The sequence below is a fragment of the Candidatus Uabimicrobium amorphum genome (assembly GCF_009002475.1).
GTDB classification, from domain to species: Bacteria; Planctomycetota; Uabimicrobiia; order Uabimicrobiales; family Uabimicrobiaceae; genus Uabimicrobium; species Uabimicrobium amorphum.
This window is the reverse complement of the sequence record NZ_AP019860.1, coordinates 2,378,035-2,397,474: the sequence shown is the minus strand read 5'-3', so window position 1 is coordinate 2,397,474 and position 19,440 is coordinate 2,378,035. Positions and strand designations below refer to the sequence as shown.

Annotated in this window: 18 protein-coding genes and 1 pseudogene; 7 read left to right on the top strand and 12 right to left on the bottom strand. The window is 33.6% G+C overall.

Annotated elements, in window-relative coordinates; translation table 11 throughout:
- Nucleotides 1-79 precede the first annotated feature (79 nt).
- The 3 genes from UABAM_RS08490 to UABAM_RS08480 all read left to right on the top strand — a co-directional run bounded on the left by UABAM_RS08490 (nucleotide 80) and on the right by UABAM_RS08480 (nucleotide 1,839).
- Entirely contained in the window at nucleotides 80-709 is a 630-nt protein-coding gene (locus tag UABAM_RS08490; protein ID WP_151967568.1) for a glutathione S-transferase family protein, read from the top strand.
- Between the two features lie 480 nt (nucleotides 710-1,189).
- Entirely contained in the window at nucleotides 1,190-1,492 is a 303-nt protein-coding gene (locus UABAM_RS08485; protein ID WP_151967567.1) for a DUF433 domain-containing protein, read from the top strand.
- Nucleotides 1,489-1,839 carry a DUF5615 family PIN-like protein gene (locus tag UABAM_RS08480; RefSeq protein ID WP_151967566.1) on the top strand — a complete coding sequence of 117 codons (351 nt, stop codon included), beginning with the start codon at nucleotides 1,489-1,491 and terminating at the stop codon, nucleotides 1,837-1,839. The genes UABAM_RS08485 and UABAM_RS08480 overlap by 4 nt, the downstream gene beginning before the upstream one ends.
- A gap of 288 nt (nucleotides 1,840-2,127) precedes the next feature.
- On the opposite strand, the gene UABAM_RS08475 is transcribed toward UABAM_RS08480, so the two are convergent.
- From UABAM_RS08475 to UABAM_RS08445, 8 genes and pseudogenes are all read right to left on the bottom strand, one after another.
- Nucleotides 2,128-2,412, bottom strand: coding sequence for a helix-turn-helix domain-containing protein (locus tag UABAM_RS08475; RefSeq protein ID WP_173013207.1), 285 nt, complete (start codon nucleotides 2,410-2,412; stop codon nucleotides 2,128-2,130).
- The gene (locus UABAM_RS08470; protein WP_151967564.1) at nucleotides 2,402-2,665 is read right to left on the bottom strand and encodes a MerR family transcriptional regulator; all 264 of its coding nucleotides are present in this window, start codon (nucleotides 2,663-2,665) and stop codon (nucleotides 2,402-2,404) included. The genes UABAM_RS08475 and UABAM_RS08470 overlap by 11 nt, the downstream gene beginning before the upstream one ends.
- 130 nt (nucleotides 2,666-2,795) lie before the next feature.
- A complete protein-coding gene (locus UABAM_RS08465) occupies nucleotides 2,796-3,500 on the bottom strand; it encodes a hypothetical protein (RefSeq protein ID WP_151967563.1) in 705 nt (234 codons plus the stop codon).
- Between the two features lie 19 nt (nucleotides 3,501-3,519).
- Nucleotides 3,520-3,909 carry a hypothetical protein gene (locus tag UABAM_RS08460; protein ID WP_151967562.1) on the bottom strand — a complete coding sequence of 130 codons (390 nt, stop codon included), beginning with the start codon at nucleotides 3,907-3,909 and terminating at the stop codon, nucleotides 3,520-3,522.
- 368 nt (nucleotides 3,910-4,277) lie between these two features.
- Nucleotides 4,278-4,769 (bottom strand): hypothetical protein, encoded by a 492-nt coding sequence (locus UABAM_RS08455; protein WP_151967561.1) that lies wholly within the window; start codon nucleotides 4,767-4,769, stop codon nucleotides 4,278-4,280.
- A gap of 172 nt (nucleotides 4,770-4,941) precedes the next feature.
- Nucleotides 4,942-7,629, bottom strand: coding sequence for an AAA domain-containing protein (locus UABAM_RS34140; protein ID WP_390882100.1), 2,688 nt, complete (start codon nucleotides 7,627-7,629; stop codon nucleotides 4,942-4,944).
- Nucleotides 7,627-8,760: pseudogene (locus UABAM_RS34135) on the bottom strand (DUF4011 domain-containing protein); the annotation flags it as partial. The pseudogene UABAM_RS34135 and the gene UABAM_RS34140, both read right to left, overlap by 3 nt.
- Before the next feature lie 297 nt (nucleotides 8,761-9,057).
- Entirely contained in the window at nucleotides 9,058-9,654 is a 597-nt protein-coding gene (locus UABAM_RS08445) for a hypothetical protein (protein WP_151967559.1), read from the bottom strand.
- 506 nt (nucleotides 9,655-10,160) lie between these two features.
- Between UABAM_RS08445 and UABAM_RS08440 the strand changes: the two genes are divergently transcribed.
- The 4 genes from UABAM_RS08440 (at nucleotide 10,161) to UABAM_RS08425 (ending at nucleotide 12,487) form a co-directional block, all read left to right on the top strand.
- Nucleotides 10,161-10,394, top strand: coding sequence for a hypothetical protein (locus UABAM_RS08440; RefSeq protein ID WP_151967558.1), 234 nt, complete (start codon nucleotides 10,161-10,163; stop codon nucleotides 10,392-10,394).
- A 204-nt stretch (nucleotides 10,395-10,598) separates the two neighbouring features.
- On the top strand, nucleotides 10,599-11,267 hold the full coding sequence (locus UABAM_RS08435; protein ID WP_151967557.1) for a YaaW family protein: 669 nt from the start codon (nucleotides 10,599-10,601) through the stop codon (nucleotides 11,265-11,267).
- A gap of 3 nt (nucleotides 11,268-11,270) precedes the next feature.
- Nucleotides 11,271-12,110: a hypothetical protein gene (locus UABAM_RS08430; protein ID WP_151967556.1), complete on the top strand. Its 840-nt coding sequence runs from the start codon at nucleotides 11,271-11,273 to the stop codon at nucleotides 12,108-12,110.
- A 17-nt stretch (nucleotides 12,111-12,127) separates the two neighbouring features.
- Complete coding sequence (locus UABAM_RS08425; protein WP_151967555.1) at nucleotides 12,128-12,487, top strand: YkvA family protein; 360 nt, start codon at nucleotides 12,128-12,130, stop codon at nucleotides 12,485-12,487.
- Between the two features lie 13 nt (nucleotides 12,488-12,500).
- Here UABAM_RS08425 and UABAM_RS33360 read toward each other — a convergent pair whose 3' ends face one another.
- From UABAM_RS33360 to UABAM_RS08410, 4 genes are read right to left on the bottom strand one after another with little or no spacing between them, the layout of a single operon-like run.
- Nucleotides 12,501-12,656 carry a hypothetical protein gene (locus tag UABAM_RS33360; RefSeq protein WP_173013206.1) on the bottom strand — a complete coding sequence of 52 codons (156 nt, stop codon included), beginning with the start codon at nucleotides 12,654-12,656 and terminating at the stop codon, nucleotides 12,501-12,503.
- 1 nt (nucleotide 12,657) lies between these two features.
- Entirely contained in the window at nucleotides 12,658-13,002 is a 345-nt protein-coding gene (locus UABAM_RS08420) for a lecithin retinol acyltransferase family protein (RefSeq protein WP_173013205.1), read from the bottom strand.
- Between the two features lie 19 nt (nucleotides 13,003-13,021).
- The gene (locus tag UABAM_RS08415; RefSeq protein ID WP_151967553.1) at nucleotides 13,022-14,863 is read right to left on the bottom strand and encodes a DUF262 domain-containing protein; all 1,842 of its coding nucleotides are present in this window, start codon (nucleotides 14,861-14,863) and stop codon (nucleotides 13,022-13,024) included.
- 22 nt (nucleotides 14,864-14,885) lie between these two features.
- The gene (locus tag UABAM_RS08410; protein WP_173013204.1) at nucleotides 14,886-19,385 is read right to left on the bottom strand and encodes an NACHT domain-containing protein; all 4,500 of its coding nucleotides are present in this window, start codon (nucleotides 19,383-19,385) and stop codon (nucleotides 14,886-14,888) included.
- Between the last annotated feature and the right edge of the window lie 55 nt (nucleotides 19,386-19,440).

The following is a 19,440-nucleotide window of genomic DNA, read 5'->3' as shown; positions in this document are numbered from 1 at the left end:
AACAATCGAAAAAAATTCATCAGATTATTTTCGATTGTAACTAAAACTTAATATATTAACTTCATTGAAAGATAAAAGAATGTCGCTTACTCTTTATTACACTCCACGAAGTAGATCATTTTGTGCATTATGGCTTTTAGAAGAACTTGGACTAGAATATAAACTGGAAAGTTTTGATATCTCAGCAGGTAGGCATAAACAAGCTGACTACCTGTTACTGAATCCTATGGGCAAAGTTCCTCTTGTTATGGATGGGGATATACCTGTATCAGAATTAGCCGCGATAGCTATTTATCTTTCCGACCGTTATTCTAAAGAGCGTCTTAGTCCTGCTATTCGTAGCTCAGAACGTCCGGCTTATCTAAAATGGATTTTGTTTAGTAGCGCACTTATGGAGCCTGCGTATGCTGAAAAAATGTTTAACTGGGAAATCCCTGCACGAAGAAGTATTGCATGGAGTTCTTTTGATCAGATGTTAGAAATTCTGACCAATCATATTGCTCAAAATACATGGGTGCTTGGCGATAAATTTTCTTCTGCAGATGTACTCATCGGATCAAATTTACATGTTGGTCAGGTAGTTCTAGGAATTATTCCCAAGGAAGGACCTATTGCAGAATATCTACTACGTTTAACAAAACGAGATGGATTTATTCGTGCGATGGATATTGAGAAGAGAGAGTCTGATCGTTTTCCTATGAAAGCATAGTTCGTTTTATTTACCACAAAATAGATCGAGAAAAAGCAATAAGTGAAAATTCTATATCATAATGCTATTGGATATCTTTTTAGGATTTTTTTACAAACTAACCGAATAGCGGAAATTTGCCCAAAAAAAAAGACAACAGATTACTCCCTCATCAGGTGTAACTTGTTGTCTTTTTTATGTTTAGCATTGTATGGACGATACTGGACTCGAACCAGTGACCTCCACGATGTCAATGTAGCTCATCGTAAATGCGCTAATGCAGACAAAACCTAGTGTTACACTTGATGTGTAAGGATTACAAAGCAAGGGTGTATGTAAATTTATGGTACATTATGGTCTAAGATATACCTTTATAGTAACAATTCTAACCGAAACTAACCGAAAGGAAAATAGGTAATTTTACAACAGTTGCGAACCACGAATTTTCCCCTTATAATAAAATTAGTTCTTCAGGATAACATAAACTCATAGGAGAAAACAATGTTAGCAACCGAATATCCTCATCTAACAACAAAAAATGGTGCGATCATCATTGAGAACACGCGATTTAAAGTAATTGATATTGTTGAGTGTTATCTAGCTTATGGGTGGTCGCCAGATGAAATACACCGCCAATATCCATTTTTAACAAAATCACAAATTTGTTCTGCGATGGCCTATTACCACGACAATGAACAAAAAATTCACGAGCAAATACTTGCGGATACCGAAGAGATCGAACGCAGACGCAAAAACTCAAAACAAATAACCAGGACTGAGTTATTAGCAAGGATGAAAAAGTGATTCAATATTACTTTGATATTCATGTATTTGGACCAGTATATGATTCCCTAACAAAATTAGGCATTGATGTCTTGCGTGGACAAGACGATGGCAAAGATGAAACAGCAGATCAAAATTTATTAAGACGCGCAACGGAATTAAAACGCGTACTTGTGACAGCCGATAAAGATTTTTTTGAAATTGCCTCTGACTTTCAAAATCGCGGAGAATACTTTTGCGGCATTGTTTACTATAGACCTATTGATATCACCATCAGAAATATGATTGAAGATTTACAGCTCATTGCACAATTATCAGAACCTGAAGAACTATGCAACTTGATTACTTTTTTGCCTATAAGACATTAACGAACATTCTATAATACAAATCAGCCCTTGGCGACTACCAAGGGCTATGCTAAATATAAAATTTCTAACAAGGTACATTTGATGTAGGTTCTCTCAGCATAAAACCTCCATAATTTAAATAAAATCCATAATCCATTTAGCATAGCCCTTAGAAAAGTTTCGTCTTATCCTTGTATTTTCGGTATTTTTGTGATAAAGTAAACTTCTAAATAGGTCTATGGCTAAAACATTAAAAACACTTTCTAATTACCATAAGAACAGGTTGGCAGACCTGTTTCTCTTATTGTGTCATAGGCCTCTCCTTTTTTCTTTATATTTCCATCCTCGCAGTAAAACATCAATAGATTCCCGCGTAATATAATGTCGATCTTTCTTACCTCCTTTTCCTAACTTTATGGACCGCAATTTGCCTTCATTGCACCAATTGCGAATCGTCTTTTCGTTCCTCTTTAGAAGCTTAGCGGCATCTTTTGTTGTCAGATATTCTCCAGGGTCTTTGCGATTGCTTTCCACAATTTCTTGTAAAAGCCCCTTAATTTGCTTCATTGTTTGTAAAAGTTCCTCACCTTTCATGACGATCTTCCTTACATCCACGCAGATAATTATCAACATCTTTAGCATCAAATTTTTTCTTTGCTAAAGGATAACGCTCTTTCAAAAAACCTGCGCGTTTGTGGTTTTTAATTGTTTGAACACAACGTCCAGATAATTCTGCAACTTCTTCCAGCGTATAGCGTTTGTTAATAGATTCTATGGATAGTTGTTGCTTTATCTGTTTTATATCTTGTTGCAATTCATATATTATTTTCACAATTTGATTGTTCAAGTAACCTCCTTCTTTATTTTTTATTGCCACTAGTGTTTTTAGTGGCAAGTTTGAGTTAATAAAAAAATAACCTATATTTATCTTAATTGCAATAAAAAAATAAAAAAGATATGGGGAACCTACGGGTTTGTTAATCACGGAAGATTATACTTTTGATATACTCTAAATCACAATCCATATCGGGTACTATAGGCCGTAAGTCTTGTCTTTCGAGTATCTCAGATCGTGTTGTCTCCCAGTTTTTATTAGACATTACACTTGCAACAATAGAGTTTTGCGGTCGCCATAGTATGGTGTAAATTTCTTTTTTACCAGAGGGATTTGGGAAGTGATAATCTTTGATTTCGGTAGGAATTGCTTGGAAAACCCAATTATCTTTTTTGTAGATTTCGACAAATCGATCATAATTTTTTTCTTTCATCACCCGTAAGTCCATTTGCGATTTTGTAAAAGAAAAACCATGATTGCGCAACATTTGTACAAGAGAAGATTCTGCCGCATCTACCTGGGGAATCGTAAAACACTTAGGCGGATTACCAATATTAACAACATCTATTTTTGATAGAGAAGGTTTTCTTTTCTCTTTTTTCGCCATATATTTTTCACGTTCCCAAAGAATTACCTGTGTTTCCACCATTGGTCTTTGCTCAGTATCATTGCGATCCCAGTCGGTTAAATACACATGCTCAACCGTACCGCGCGCTATTTTTTGCTGTAGATTCGCCTTGCTAAACCCGATCATCTTTGCCGCGCTTCGCACTGTGTGATATGTTTTTACTAGGTAGTGTTGCGGCGTCAGTTCATCAAGTAAAACGAAACGATATACTTTTCTCATATCTATCCTCAATTCAAAATCAACAACGAGAAAACGCACCAAAAAATAATACAGGTATAAACAAACGATAAGAACAATCAGAGCAACTAATGCACACCGTTTTACGTTTAGACTTACACTTCTTCACCGGCAGCTCGCGAAAACAGATAAAGCACAGCTCTTTGTCAAATTCAAAATCTGCGATATCAAACAACATCTCATCTGTTGGCATGTGATCGAGTATCTTTTTTTGCTTTTGCGATTTTTCTTTCAGATTGCGTACATGGACTTTTAACAAAAAAGCCGTAAATTTGCAATATGGACAGTAAGCATGGTAACGCAATATTTTTTTCGTGGGTTTTATCAGTAGGTGCTCTGGTAAACCACAACAAGGACATTTCTCTAAACTAACTTCGGGGGAAGAATTCATTTCTTAATCTCCTATATAGTTATACTATAAGAATCTTATAATGCAAACTCTCTCCCCTGCAACCTGTTTTATTTCCGCTGGAAACAACAAACCGAAAAAACAAAACAATAGAGAACAAACAAGATCAAAATGACTAAAAACTGTATAAAAAAAATAGCAAAAAAAATCGAAAAAATCACAACGAAATTCCAATAAACGCTTTTCATTGTTACAATGAAATAAATTCTCGGCGAAAAACACAAGGCTCTTATTGACCGAACCGTCACCAAAATATTTTAGGCAGAAACATGTCATATTATCCAAGCTATAATACTGATGAAATCTACACAGTAAATGACGTTTCTTTATAGATACTTATTATGATTCTTTTAGCTAAGATTGAATTTTTCATACAGCAATGACTTCATAGCTTCTCCTGCTCGTTCAATAAATTCTTCTTCACTTTCATTTTCTTTTGGAATATCGATTTTTTTACTGAGCTCGTCCATAAACTGTTTGCTGTGGATTGTTTTGCTTATATCATCTGAAAACTTTTTTTCTTGGTTGCCCTTCGTCCCCAAAATGTTATGTATATCAAGAGACAGTGTTGCCGTTGATGTTTGTAAAGAAGTTGTTTGTATTGAAGCATTTTGTGGTACATTTTTATCCGAGCTTTCATCTGAGAAAAAATCATCTATATTTACTTTTTCTTCCTTGTTTAAATTGTGTTTATTTTTTTTGTTTTTGTAGTAGCTATAAATATTCCTGAATATGTTAATGAATGTTTTTATTATAGTTTGAATAATTAGTTTTTTTTGGTGAGCAGGCAATGTTTTCCAAAATCCTAGTAACCACATCAATATTTTTAATACCCAATTCATTTTATTTTCCTAAAAAATTGACAAAGTGCCAAAGAAGGTACGTTGTATCATCCTCCTCAAGTAACACTAACATTTCGTCGAATTGTACATGTTAGACCTTGGTTAGTTGTTCTTTCACGATGTTAACTGCGATTTGTTTTGGAATACCACATATTGCCGAGACCAAAATAACTTATCTTCTCTTTCGTTTCTCAATTACTTCATTGAGTATTTTAACAATGTTCGAACCTCTTTTTTTATAACCAAGTTCTTTCATCATCTCAGAAAACAATTCATCTTTCGTTCTATTCTTACCATCTGACTCAATCCATTTCAGTAACTTTTGTAAAGTTAGCCTTGAGTGACTTCCTATTTTTGTTCCTTTTTCAAAACGTGGTTTTGATGCACTTCTAGTAGGACGTTTTGTAGGGACTATTGGGGCAACTGTTGCACTCACAACTTTTTTCTTTACTTGTTTTTTATCACTTATTGTCAAGGCGTTTTCATAAGCTTTTACCACACGGTTGATTTCTTCTTCTTTTCTTAAAAACCAATCTGTTGACCATATGCGGCAAAAATTCCAACCAATAGCTTCTAACTGTTGCTGGCGTAAACGATCTCTCTCTCTTGCAGTATAGGCGGAGTGATATGTCACTCCATCACACTCTATTGCAAGCACTTTAAGCCCTGGTTTTTTTGGATGTTGCACTGCGAAATCTAACTTGTAATTCCCTACTCCAAACTGCGGTAGAAGTTTCATTCCACGATCAGTAAGAGCTTCATGAACGTCGAGTTCAAAAGCATTCATAGTATCTTCGCGATGTTGATAATCATCTCCTAATATATGTCCACCATTGATTGCATACTCTAAATAATATTTCAGTAATTTGGCACCTTCCGCTTTTGTTTTTTGTAAGTCTATATCTTGGTGTGTAAAAGATGAAACAACTGTAATTCTTTGGCGTGCTCTGGTCACTAGTACATTCAATCTTCGTTCACCACCTTGTTTGTTAATTGGGCCAAAGTTATGACGTAAAACACCAGCTCTATTTTTTCCATATCCAACAGAGATCATAATATGATCTCGCTCATCTCCCTGCACACGTTCAAGATTTTTAATAAAAAAATGTTCACTACCCTCTTCGGCAAAAAATGCATTGTTTACAGGGTTGTTTCTAATGTAGGTATCCAAAGCTGATTGAATTCTTTCCGCATGTTTTATACTTAAAGCAACTACACCTAAAGACTGATTGGAATAATTTTCAGAATGTTGAATAATTAATTCAACAACCCTATTTACTTCAGTAGCTGAACTTTGTTCTTGCCGATCTACATTCTCTTTATGATCTACAAGTTCATGTGACAAAGGTGCTACTCCCCCTGTTCCTGGAAATGTAACTAATCTATCGTTATAGACATAGTGATTAGAAAAAGCGATTAGTCGTTCGTCTTGACTGCGGTAATGCCATCTTAGATCCCAACGATTCAGAAAAGTAGACAAAATATCTAACAAACTCTCAAAGCCTTGTACATTAGAATCTTCATCCTCTACATCAGACATTCCAGCAGCAAAGAAAGTCGTTGGTGGCAACTGTTTACTATCACCTGCAACAACTAATTGCTTACCCCGAACTATCGATGACACAGCATCTTGTGGTAGTATTTGGCTAGCTTCATCGAAAATAACTACATCAAAATATTTCTCAGCCTCAAGCAACTGACTTATTGACAAAGGACTCGCCATCCAACAAGGACATACAACGGTTAAAACTGAGGATGTTTTGCTAATTAGTTTGCGTAATGGCATATGACGCGTTTTTTTCTTAGTTTCTTTTCTTATAATATCTGTTTGTTCTGGATAAAGATCCATCATTTCTACAGCCCAATGAGCATGAATTTTTTGAATTCTATATGGTGCGATCTGCAAACGTTGTTGATCAGAGGTTTGAAATTTTACAACGTCCTCACTATGTTTTTTTCCCACAAAAGACTGTAAATACGGTTCACTAGTAGCAAAGTGATCATGACAAGATTTTAACCATGCATAACGAAAACCTTCTTCCCAAGTGTCAATTGAAAATTCTAATTTATCCAATTCCGACAATACATTGTCTACACCTAGAAATTGTAAATTTTCTTTACTTTTTAACCAATCTATTAACTGGTATGGTGTAGCTTGATCTTCTTCTAGCTGCTCTAGCATTGTTGATAATTGGCTAACAGGCACACTTAATAGGTCATCTCGTTGTAACAGAGAACTTATATTTTCTACTAAATTGTAAATACTCTCTATTTTTTCGTTAAAATCTCGAAAATACTTGACTTCTAGTGGCCATTCTTCCACTCCAAAACTTATCCATGACTTTTTTAGTTTGAGCAGTAATAATATATCTTGAAAAACTTTTTTTGAGGGTGGTCCAAATTTTTTCTTCAAAACATCGCGAAAAGTGTCTGTTTTTATCGTTTCTTGTCTCAAAGAACTACGAACTTGACTGTATGCTTCACGATATTCTTCATCAAAAATCCAATGTAAAGAACGTGAAAAAACATTGCCTTTTGCTGGGGCTAAAGATCTTGCTAATCTAAGGTGGTTATATTTAAAAATTTCACCGTGGTACTTCTTAATCATTAGAGCTGTTACCCCAAAAGTTTTCCACACTTCTTTGAGTTCAGACAAAGACTCTGTTTTTATTTTATAGCGACTCTTTAGCTTCTCCACTCCACTAGAAAATTTTGCCCAGTCTTGCAACGTTAAAGCTACCAAGTCATTGACTTTTGCTATAGTGCTTGAGTCCCTTATTTTGCTACCAATCCAAGGTGAAGTGTTTGTTCTTAAGGTTATGGAAGAATAAGTTTTTAAAACTTCGATATCTTTATACACTTGTTCAATTTTATCACTAATTCTTTCTAGAGTTCTGTGTCTCCATTTTGTTTTTATGGCCTTAAAATTCTTACTCATCCCTGTTATTACGGAACGTAATTCAAAAATGCTCATACTACATAGATCACGCTTTTTATGTAGGCTTTCGACATGAGTGTTGAGAGAATTTCTTTTTTCGGTGTAACGTCGATGGATTTTTTGGTAGTCAACAGGTGGTGCTTCAGCTATTTGTTCCAGTGTATTTCTAATCTTTTTTATAACTTCTTTTCTCGATACATCGGCTCCATGTACATCAAATAATATCTTACCAAGATTTACATCACTTAGTCTTTTCTTTACAGCATCTAATGCCGCCCTCTTTTCTGCCACAAAAAGAACTTTCTTCTTATTTGCAATAAGAGAAGCTATCATATTAGCAATAGTCTGACTTTTTCCTGTTCCCGGTGGACCTTGGATTAGACCATTTTGTCCTTTAAGGACATTTTCAATAACCGCTTGTTGACTAGAGTCTGCATCCAAAATCAAAAAATCCTTATCGGGAGATTTTTTATCTAATTCACTGTATGAGCACTCGCTAGATCTCTTAGCCAAAAGATCACGACAACTCCTATCGCCACAAACAGCTGCAATAATTTTATGATTAACAAATTTGTCTATATTTTCAGTTAAATCATTCACCATCGCCATTTTTTGGAAAGAAAAATTGGCAAGGTATTTTTGATTACGATTAATTTTAAGTCCTTTGATTTTGGATTCTAAACTAGCAACTTCATTAAATACCTCATCAATACTCAACAAACCGTTGCTGTCAGTATAACTGTTGATTAACTCATCCGCATCCAAGGAAATTTGTAAACTCTCTTGCCAGTAGTGGATTAACACTGTATTTAGTTGAAAATCTCCTTGCGGTTTCAAGGCCGAGTTTAAATTATCTCCCGACCGATACTCTACTTTTGTAGGTAACAATAGCAAAGGTGCATTTGCCTCATTTTTGTTTTCAGACGAACTCCAAGTTACAGTACCAAAAGTTAAAAATAATGTTTCAAGTCCTCTTTCTTCTAAATTTTGTCTTGCTTTACGACTAATATAAATAGCTTGATTTATTTTATCTTGAATATCATCTTCATCGAATAATTTATGAAACTTAAGCGCTTTGTTTTTTAAAAGTGGATTTAATTTTTTATCTCGATTTCAGATAAATCTAGCGTTCCTCTTTTTAGCTTTCGAAAATAAAGAAGATTATTCCTACGCGAAACATCTATTAAACTTGTTTTCCATTCTTCGCAAGCTCTTTTTACATTGTCATATGCACACATTTCAACCTCTACTTAATAGATCACACCCCAAATAACTATTTTATAACGTTTCTGGTACTTTTTGTTTAATCATTACAATACTATTTTCCGCTCCGCAACTGTTTTTTTACAACTAATACTTTCCCCAATGAATTCTGTGACATTCTTCGCGATCTACACATGTAACATACACATAAAAGTTTTGCGGTTTCTTCAGACGTAGAACTTTGCACGCAAAATCAATCTCTTCTTGCAAACGTTCAGTATTTGTATCCATGTGATTTTTTCTACCGCTAGGAGTTGTAATGGTAATAGCTGCTAAAATTTTGATCGCCTTATCTTTTTGAGATAGCAGTTTTATTACTGTTTGTGCAACGTCCTTTTTCTTAAATACTTGTGGTCCCTTCCACTCGATAAAGATAGTTTTTTTATCAAGAATAGCTAAGTCAATGTTGCCAGCACGCCCATTACCAAGTGCTTTTTTTCTTGTATTTGTAACGCTACCCAGTTGTACTTCACTCCATGAGAACTGCTGTTCTGTTTTATGTTCTGGCGAAATAATGAGAGACTCCCAAATATCAAGGCCTTTATCGTTACAATGTTCTGTTAATAAAGATGAAAAGAGATGATGGTAAACACGTTCATTAGGAATTTTTACATTGTTTTGTACCCAATTTTGGCTGCGCTCCACCATGCTGTTCAATATTGACTGTATCTCTCGAATGTTCATGGATTTTCTCCTATAGAGCTCATATATTTTAAAACTTTTCAGCAAATCTTTTTTTTGTATAATAAATACAACCAAAATTTGGTGGAAAATAAAAGGCAAATTCGCAAATTTATTATGCTAAAAGGTAGATGAAACCTTTATTTATGCAATGTTATTATGAGAATTAGGTACCAGAGTCTGTATTTTGTTTTATGTGTGGTGAAAATCTAGAAGCGAGTACTAAGCCAGAAATGTGTCAACTCTGAATTAAGTGCACAATATGAGTTTCTTATGTCCGGTAATTTATACGGATATTACACAGAAGCATGTTGAGTTGAAAATTTAGTACGGGGAGCCAGAAGAAAAAAGCTTGCTTCTGTATAGTTATATGAAAATAACGGTGGTTGGCTTATAGAAAATCGAGAAACTTACGAATACTATAAAGATGGGCTTACATTTATTTCCGATTCCAACTACGAAAATGAACAGTTGTCATTAGAATAACTATATAATTAAGGAGTACTTTTATGATAAATATTGATTTGCCTAATTTAGAGGTTGGAAAAGAGTATCACTTTATGATTTCGCTTAAGTTAAGTGTTTGCGGAAAACTTAAAGAAATACACTCGCATTATTTAGAACTAGAAAACTACGATATTGATGACAAAACGGATAAGGCTATTACCTTCAAAACACCAGAGAGAAAACTTAAAAGCTTATATCTTAACAAAGAAAAAGTCATTTTATACCACAAAATGTGACATAAGTTGTGGCGATAAAAACTAAAAAGTAGTATGTGTAGAGTCTAATAAAAATAGTTCTGTTAAAGATGTACTGCGAATTTTGAAGAATGGAAAAAAGAAGTTTAATTCATTGGGGAAAATTTTCTTGGGAAATGCATTTACCACTATCGAAATCAAATTTTTTAAAGGATATTTAAAGATATTTAAACTGCGGAGAGTGTAATGAGCGTATCAGAAAATATACACAATCGTGACCTTGTTTACTTATATAAAAAATCTAACAAGCAAAAATTAAGAGAGATATACAAAAGGCACAAAATACAAGACTCTCAACCTATAGAAAAACTAGTAGAGCAGATTTTATATGATGGATCAAACGGTATCGGTTACTGGATTTGGGGAGCGGCAAATTATCTTGATTTAGTACAAAAAGTCGCATCTCAAATGAAAATCAAAAAAGATGTGATAAAAACAAACAGCGTATTAAAAATTGAACAGGCAATTTTAGATAAAATGTCTCATGAAATATTACAAAAGGCCTCTCCTGAAGAACGTAGAGATATCCAAAATATTTTGTTAAAAGCCTCGAAAAAATACAAAAGCCGTAGCTCAATTATTCTTACCAGCGGTTCAGTAGTTACAACCTTGATATCCACAGTTGGTAGACAAGTTGCTACTCAAATTATACAACAAATTATGACAAGAATAGCCGCTCGTTTTGCTGCGCGTGAATTGGCGAAACGAGGAGCTACTATTGTAACAACTGCTATTCCCATTATAAACGTTATAATGTGGAGTTGGACGGTAATAGATTTAGCAGGCCCGGCCTATCGTAAAATAGTACCCACGGTGATTGAAACATCTTTAATACGTTTAGAATTTGGAGATTAATATATGAATGTAGAAGTTGTTTTAGACATACCTCCTGATATAGAAGAAGGCTTACAAAATAAAACATTAGTTCGTAATGGAGGTGTTGTTAGAAGATTAAATGGGGAGATTTATGCGCATCTTCAAGAAGTGGATGGTAGAAATCTTGATTTCACACGTGCAATTAGTAGCTTTGATATACTTTCAAATGGTTTGCAGGCCGCTACTTTAATTTACATGCAAAAAAAATTTCAAGAAATTCAATCAACTTTGCTACAACATACCATATCGCTAAATGCTTTAAACGATAAAATGGACCTACTAATAAAAATGCAGTATGTCGAACTAGAAAAAGATACTTGCGTAGGCTTCAAATACTTGAAGAGAGCTGAAAATAATCATAAATTTTTGCGAAAATCGGAAGAGCACTTCATTAACGGACTAGCTTCTTTAGAAAATTTTTTGCAATCGCAAAGCCAGATAGAGTTACTAAAAAACTACGAAAACACCATGCGTTTGCTTCGTTGTATTGCTAAGAATTGTATTGGTGAACAAATTTGTTTGGTTTTGCAGGGGAAAAGTAAAAATCATGTTATTGAAGATCATAAACCAATTTACGATAATATTTATAAAAAAATGCAGTTAATTGACTCACCTTTAACTTCTTTTCCAGATCAACACTTGATCAAAATAGAATCTTATTGGAAAAAGACGCAAAAAATTAAAGAAGATACCTGCAATAGTAGTAATTTTTTGGAAAGGCATAAATATTTTGACAATAACCTGCGAAAACAATTAGAAGAGAACAAATTTACAAATACAAAAGAAAAAAGTTATTTATATTTGCCCGTTAGTAAACATTAATTTTGCGAGGTATTAAAATGTCTGAGCAAAAATATCGTAGTGAAAATGAAAAGTACCGTGAGCAGTATTCGGATAAGAATTTTTGGGACAAGTTAAAAAGCTTTGCTAAAATAGCCGGTTATGAGCTAGTGGAAAAAGCTTTAGTCTTATATTACTGTTTCCAAGATGAAAACACTCCCCAAAAAGCCAAGTTAATTATTTTAGGGGCTTTAGGATACTTTATTAGTCCTATAGATATTATCCCTGATTTTTTGCCACTGATTGGTTTTACTGATGATTTAGGAATGCTAATTTGGGCAATGGGAACAATAGCAACCAACATAAGAGAAAAACATCGTATCCAGGCACAAGATAAAGCTCGTGCCTGGTTTAATTAATAGAATTTATGGGTTACGAATCTTGATTACTATTAGAATTATTAGATAGCCACTTGAGAGTTTGTGCTCCGAATGTAAGAATGGCTCCACCCAATATAGCTATTACACCAGTTGTTGAAGCACCATCTAAGAATTTATCTTTTTGAGTATCTCCGTATTCTTGTTTCATTTTAATACTCCGCTTCGTAACAATATTTGACAAAATCTTCACAGTTTTTTAAAACAAAAGAGTACTTATTATTATACATGTTTGCTTTGTTTTGTAAAACTTCCTTTGCTGTTTTTGCTATATTTTCGCCATGCCGTGGACAATTTGGTTCTCGGTGAACATAGACTTTATAACCGCATGCGAAACGTTCCAAAGCGTCCAAGGAAATAACAGCGCTGCGTTCTTTTTTTTGTGTTCCTGTAAAATGAATTACTTTATCATTACCAATATAAATGCCAATATGATTGAAGAACAACCCCCAAAAACCTTGTAGTTGTCGTTTTATTACAGTACCTTTTTTATACATAAATACACTCTTACTACTACTATGAATTGATACTCTTTTTAATTTCAAGAAAGGTTTCGATGGAATTCCCTTCATAATATTGCCTTAGAACCTTTTCTATACGTTTTTGATTCTGTTTTATCGCTTCAATATTCCATTGTGGATATTTGATAAAAACGTAATTGGTGTTAGCTCTAGCTTCTATCACACTTTTGTATATTTCTTTTTTTTCTGGATAGCTTTTATTGCTAAAAGCAGAATTTTTCTTACGATCAATTAATACGATATTCCCTAAACTGTGAACCCACTCACTATGATCTTCTTGCTTGACTTTCCATTTCGAGTTTTTGATTTTGCGTGGCATGAGATGTTCAACAGAGGAGGATGTACGTTCAAAGTGTAGTCTTGTATTCTCTCCTCCCATTAAAATATCCAATTTCAAAAGCAAATATCTCGTCTTGTTAATTTTTGTTCCAGCAAAACTACCCCAAGGTTCGTCACTCAATAAAGTGAAAAAATCTTCGATGTCAAGCATTGTATTTGCATTTTTATCATCGTAATCATATTTCAAAACATCGTCTTGCAAAAAAGTATCAACTAGACTTTTTTTGTCACCTTTTTGCTTTAATATCTCATCCATTTTACGTAGTATGATAAATATTCTTGTTTGTAGTTGTCTCCTACCAGATAACCAATGCGCAGAAAAGAGATTGTCAATCTTAATTAAAAAATCAACAACCTTGTAGTTTCCAAAGCATTCTAGATAGTGCATTAGTGGTGGTATATATTGACTTCCAAAAACGGAATTCAATACAGTAACTAAGTTTTTAAATAGAAAACGATTATCTTGCGATCTAATATTACCCTCCATGATCGTTCGGTAGTGTTTCAAATAAGTCTCTATGTAGTCAAAAGTTTTTTTCCCTTTATACAGTAGTTCTTTTTTGTACATAAAATCAAAAGCACCTTTTAAGCTTTGATTTTCATCGCTGCGATACTTCATTGTTATGTTTACTATTGCCCATAAAAAGTCATCAAAATTCCTGTAAGGGGATTCTATCGCATTTTCGTACTCTAACCACTTTTCCGCGTATCTTTTTCTTACTTTTGCATCTGAAATTTCCCGTAGATTTTGTGCTTTTAGAATATCTCCAATCTGTAATTGTAAACCACGGCTATTTAAAACAGTGAATAGGTTGTATGCATCGTCTAAATTGTCAGGCGTAGCCAAATACAGTGTCAAAACTTTTGTGGAAATATAACGGAAAAAATTGTTTAAAAACTCTTGGAAATTATCAGATTTTCGATGCTCATGAAACCATTCTTGTATCGTAAAAATAGCGCTTGCCATGTTTGCTTCAGATATTGACTCACTTTCATCAATGATAATCTCTAATTCTTCTTCAAGTAATGTACCTGCGGGTTCTAACAAAAATTTTTCTAGAAACTCTCGATCTTCCCTAATAGAAAATTCAATTCTACTTCTTGCAGGTATTGCATCGAACTCATCTTGCTCTTGTCTTAAACGCTCTTGAACTTTTTTTTGCAGCTTCTTATTTGTTGATAGATCTCGCATGACACCTTGTAATAGGTACAGTGTTATAAATCGTTGTTGACCGTCTAGTATGTCATGACAAGTATAGCTCATTTTACTTTCATTGATTTTTCGAGAATTCCAAATCATGCACCCAATGAAGTATTCTTTTCTCTCATTATTCTCTTCGCCATTTTCATAAGCATTGAATAAATCGTCCAGCAAAACGTTAATTTGTTCTTCTCCCCACACGTATGGACGTTGGTATTCTGGAATATTGTAAAAACAATCCGAAGAGTATAAGTCTTTTATGTATTTTTTTCCTGTATCAAGTTTAGAGTTTTGCATTTTTTGTTTCCTGTAAATGGTTTTAATGTTTGTCAAATATCTTATAGGTTATTGGCAGTTTTTTCAACCATCTAAATCGTTGTAAAATTTTTTTAACATATAATAAGAAAACTGCTTTGTATTTAAACAAAACCAGTTCCTCAAAATTTCTTTGAGCAATTTTTTGTATGCTTTCATATGCACTATAACTCACTAAATCATTTTTATCTTTTATTAACGGATAAATATGAGGTATATTTTCGGGTTTTCCAATATCTCTGAGTAACCAACATGCACATCGCCGGACATGCCAACCTGGTTTTTTCAACAGCGGCAAAATATCGAGAATATTATTTTCACCAACTAACTGTGATGCGCTGTGGTAAACTGTCCAAGCTTTGCTATTATCACTTAGTAATGGCAGTAAGTGCAAAAAATCTTCGTTTGCACCTGCCTCTGCGAGTACATCGCAAGCTTCTCTGTATTCGTTTTCATTACTAAGTTTTGGAATGATTATTGTTTCAATATGCTGTCGGGAAGCTCTGTTCTCATATACAGTGACAGAATGCGAACGAAAACCTTTTTGTTTACTTTTCAGTGACGGCTTTAGCTCTAGTAGCTCTTGATCTGATGCCATTTTTTCGAATACTCGCCATGCACCATCAATAATATGTTGGTTTTCAGATTCTAGCAATGGTTTTACATACTTCAAGTGCTGTCGATTACCTAATTTTTCTATCGCAGATAGTACTTGCGTTTTAACTCCATCATCTGAATGTTGTAGAGCTTGAACTATATGATCAATTTTATCTTGCGCTTCCCATTCAGTTAACATCCAACACGCTTCTCTTACAATGTTGTAGTTATTGTCATAAAGCGCCTTTGCTAAATCGTTAGCATAGATCTCTACTTTACCAGACTCATACATTGCGTTGTATGCAAAACTGCGTAAACAATCTGATTCATCGGACAGAAAATCTATTATTTTTTGCCAATCTTGCGGTTTTGCGATTCTTAAAAAAAGTTTGGCAGCTTTACTTGTCATGTTTACATCATTGAAATATCTTAATATTTCGAATATCAAATCTATATGTTCATGCGTAGCTATTTTCAACATTGTATCGCAAATTGTTTCTCCAAGAATATAACCGCCAAAGAAATCGCTTGCTAAATGAACACCTGTTTGATCTAAAAATTTGTACATTTTTTCTTGATCATACATACTTGCATGGAAACGTATTTCGCCTAATATTTCTGTTGTTAGTTCTTGTTTTGCATGCTTTTTTAAGAATTCGATGGCAATTTCATCTCTATTTCTAATGATATCCATCAATTTTTCAACGTCTTTACTTGTACCAAATTTCCCAACACATCGACAAAAAGCATTTACAACGAAAAAGTTAGTGTCATAACGACAATGTAGTACACTAGTCAAATCGTTACTATTGTACAATTCCATCATTGTATAGCATGCCGTTATTCGAATTTGAGAGTACGGATCATGTAAACATTTTTTTATATAGTCGAAGTAAATAGTTGCTTTCAAATTGCGTATAGTTTGACAGCAAATTTCTCTAATATTATCGCGAGGGTCTTCGAAGTAAGGTTCGAGGTACTTAATGTTGGACTTGTTGCCTAATTTACAAAGCATATTAAATGCACGATTTTGTACACTTCTATCATGCGAAGATAGTAAGCGAGGTAGTATTTTTTGTATATAATCTTCTTTTATAAATTTTATATACTTTCTTAGAAGGTAAAAGTCTGTGGGGTTTTCTCGTGGAGATTTAGATACATCTGCCGGTAACAATAAAACTTCATCGATCCATTCTAGATCTTTTTCATTGGCGTATTGAAAAATGATTTCCCATGCTTTTTCTGCGCACTCCGGATCATTAATTAACTTTTTTAAATGAGGAATATTATCGCGACTACCGAGTAAACCAATGGTTTTGCATGCTTGTTCTCTGTAATTCCACCATTCATGCTCTAAAATTGGTAGTATATCTTGTATATGTTCTTTTGCTTGTAAATCGACATAGGCTTCACAAACTTTTTTTGTGTAATAGGATATAGAAATAAGCTTGCGTAGTCTTTTGATAATATATTTACGCTTTTTGTAGCCATAGCTTTCTGTCATGCCGATGATCTTTGTCGCAAAAAATAATTGGTTGTAGAATAAGTCTTGATTTCTTCTACGTATTATTTTGTTGAGTAGTCGATAAAATAACTTTGGTGATTTTTCTTTTAATGTCTTAACTGCCACAGAGACGGGATCTTCCCAGTTAGTATATATAAAATAAAATTTCGAAATGTCTTGTAATAGCTTAAATAGTACATTTTCATTTTCTGTCATTTCTAAAACAAACAAAACAATATAGTGCCAGTGAGTTTTTTGCATATTGTTTTTAAATTTTATTAGAGCATTTTTGTCATCTATATTTTTGTTAAAATTATTAGCGATTGTTTTCGCGATAAGGTATTCTTGAAGCGAGAGATGCTGAAAATAATATGACTCGTTATACTGACGTAGTATCCCACATTTTCCAGCAAACTCGCGTAATATACAGCTACTTTCTATACCAACATTGGATATGTTGTGTTTTGCTAGAGTTACTTCAAGGGCACATAAAAGATTTTCTTCGCTGAAGTTTTGTAATATCCCATGATGAGAAGTAATTTCCCAAACCATATTAGACAAAATCATTGCTTTTTTGCTTGTCATTAATAAACTTGTATTTCCTTGTAGGTTGCCTTTCCAACTTGCACTAGTATTTTCGAATAAAGCGTTGATAATTTTTTGAAAGAATTCTGAACGTTTTTTAGGAAACTGTAAATCTCTTCCTGCAAGGTAACATATCATACTAAGAATAAATGGTGTGTAGGAAATTTCTTCCATGGATTTATTTTTGGTTAGTAGGTTTATTAAATTTGGGAAGTTTCTTTCTAAACCGGGAAACTTTTTTACATAATTATCACGCATACTTTTATTTAATTTTGCAATCTTGCATATCTGCATTGAGCCGGCGAGTCTTTGGTATAGATAAAGACTCGTCGTACGACATGTCATAATGATCGAACAATTAGAATATTTTTCTAGAGTAGGTTGTATGTGGGTATCTAGAAATAATGAATTTTTAATTTCATCTAAACCATCAAAAAGAAGAAATATATCACCTCTCTTGAGCCAAAAATGCCATTGTTCCTCACTTATACTTGAAAATATATTTGACTGTTGTTCCAAGAAGTTTGAAAGGTTTATAGATTTTGATTCTTCCCAGCTGCTAAGCTTGATTTTTATAGGGATTTTTTCATAATTGTTTTTGAGCGTTTTTGTTGCAAGAGTCCATGCTATGTGGCACATCATAGTACTTTTACCACTGCCCGGGGCACCTGTGATTATTAAAGATGTTTTTTTTACATTTTTAGAAAATATTTTATCATCGTAAATATTAATTTCTGTATACTGTGTGTTATCCGTATTTTTTTCTTGTTGATCTATTGTATTGATAGAATTTGGTTGTATTGAAGTACTGTTTCTATCTAAATATTTTTCTGCCAAATTACCTATTGAATCTGGTTGATGTAAATTATTCTGTTGATGACTGTTTTCATCTGGATTTTCTTCGGTGTCCTTGCGTTGAGCTTCTAAAATCTGAATGTTTTGATAATTTTTTTCCATTGATAGGACTACGCTGTTAAAAAGCTTTAGATTACAATAGTTGTTTTGTATTGACTTGAGTAATTGTTTACGAGTTTCCTGGTTACTAATAATTTTTTCAAAAGCATCCGCTATTGATACTGCTCCTACAAGCTTTAAGTTAGTAGATGCGTCACTTACGCGATTATAATCGTGCAATGCTAAAACAAATGTCGAGAAAAAAGTATCTTGAGATACAGTCTTGATTTTGTTGTGTATATGACCTACAGGTTTTAAATTACCATCTTTGTCAACTTCAGCGGAACAAACGACCGTTTTTAAAGAGTACTGTTGGTCTTTTCGCAATATTTTTTGAAGAGCGATTGCAAAGGCACATCCTAGAGATGATCCTTCAACATAATCTAAATGTTGGCCGTCATTGCGACATAGTTGCCAGCAAATGCTATGATCTTTTTGCCATGAAAGAGTGTTTGTAATATATTTTTTGATATTCGTAATGGTGTTGTCAAATTGATTATCTGTTATCAAAAAACGATTTTTCTCAGGACAACAAAATAGATGTTGGCCTTTCTTATTAACCATTGTGAGAGTTAATTTTCCTGGAATACCTTTGCCGCTTTTGTCAACAAATACAGTACCAATTTCTTCAGTTTGCAAGGGCTCGGGGGGACCTTTTCTTAGATATTCTTCAAATATATTTCCAAAATTGTTTACTGAAGTATGTGGCTTTTCATTTTGAAAGTTTTTTGCCACATTGATATATTTTTTCAATCTTTCATGTTGCTCTGTAACAAAATTTTGTTGTCCATTTCTTGATGGAAAAAAGTATTTCTCAAACTTTTTTAATTCACTTTCAAATTCCTTGAGTTGTTCTGTTGTCACGTAAGGTGTTAAGATTTTTCGTGATGTTTCATGCAGAAAGATTTTCCAGCTACTT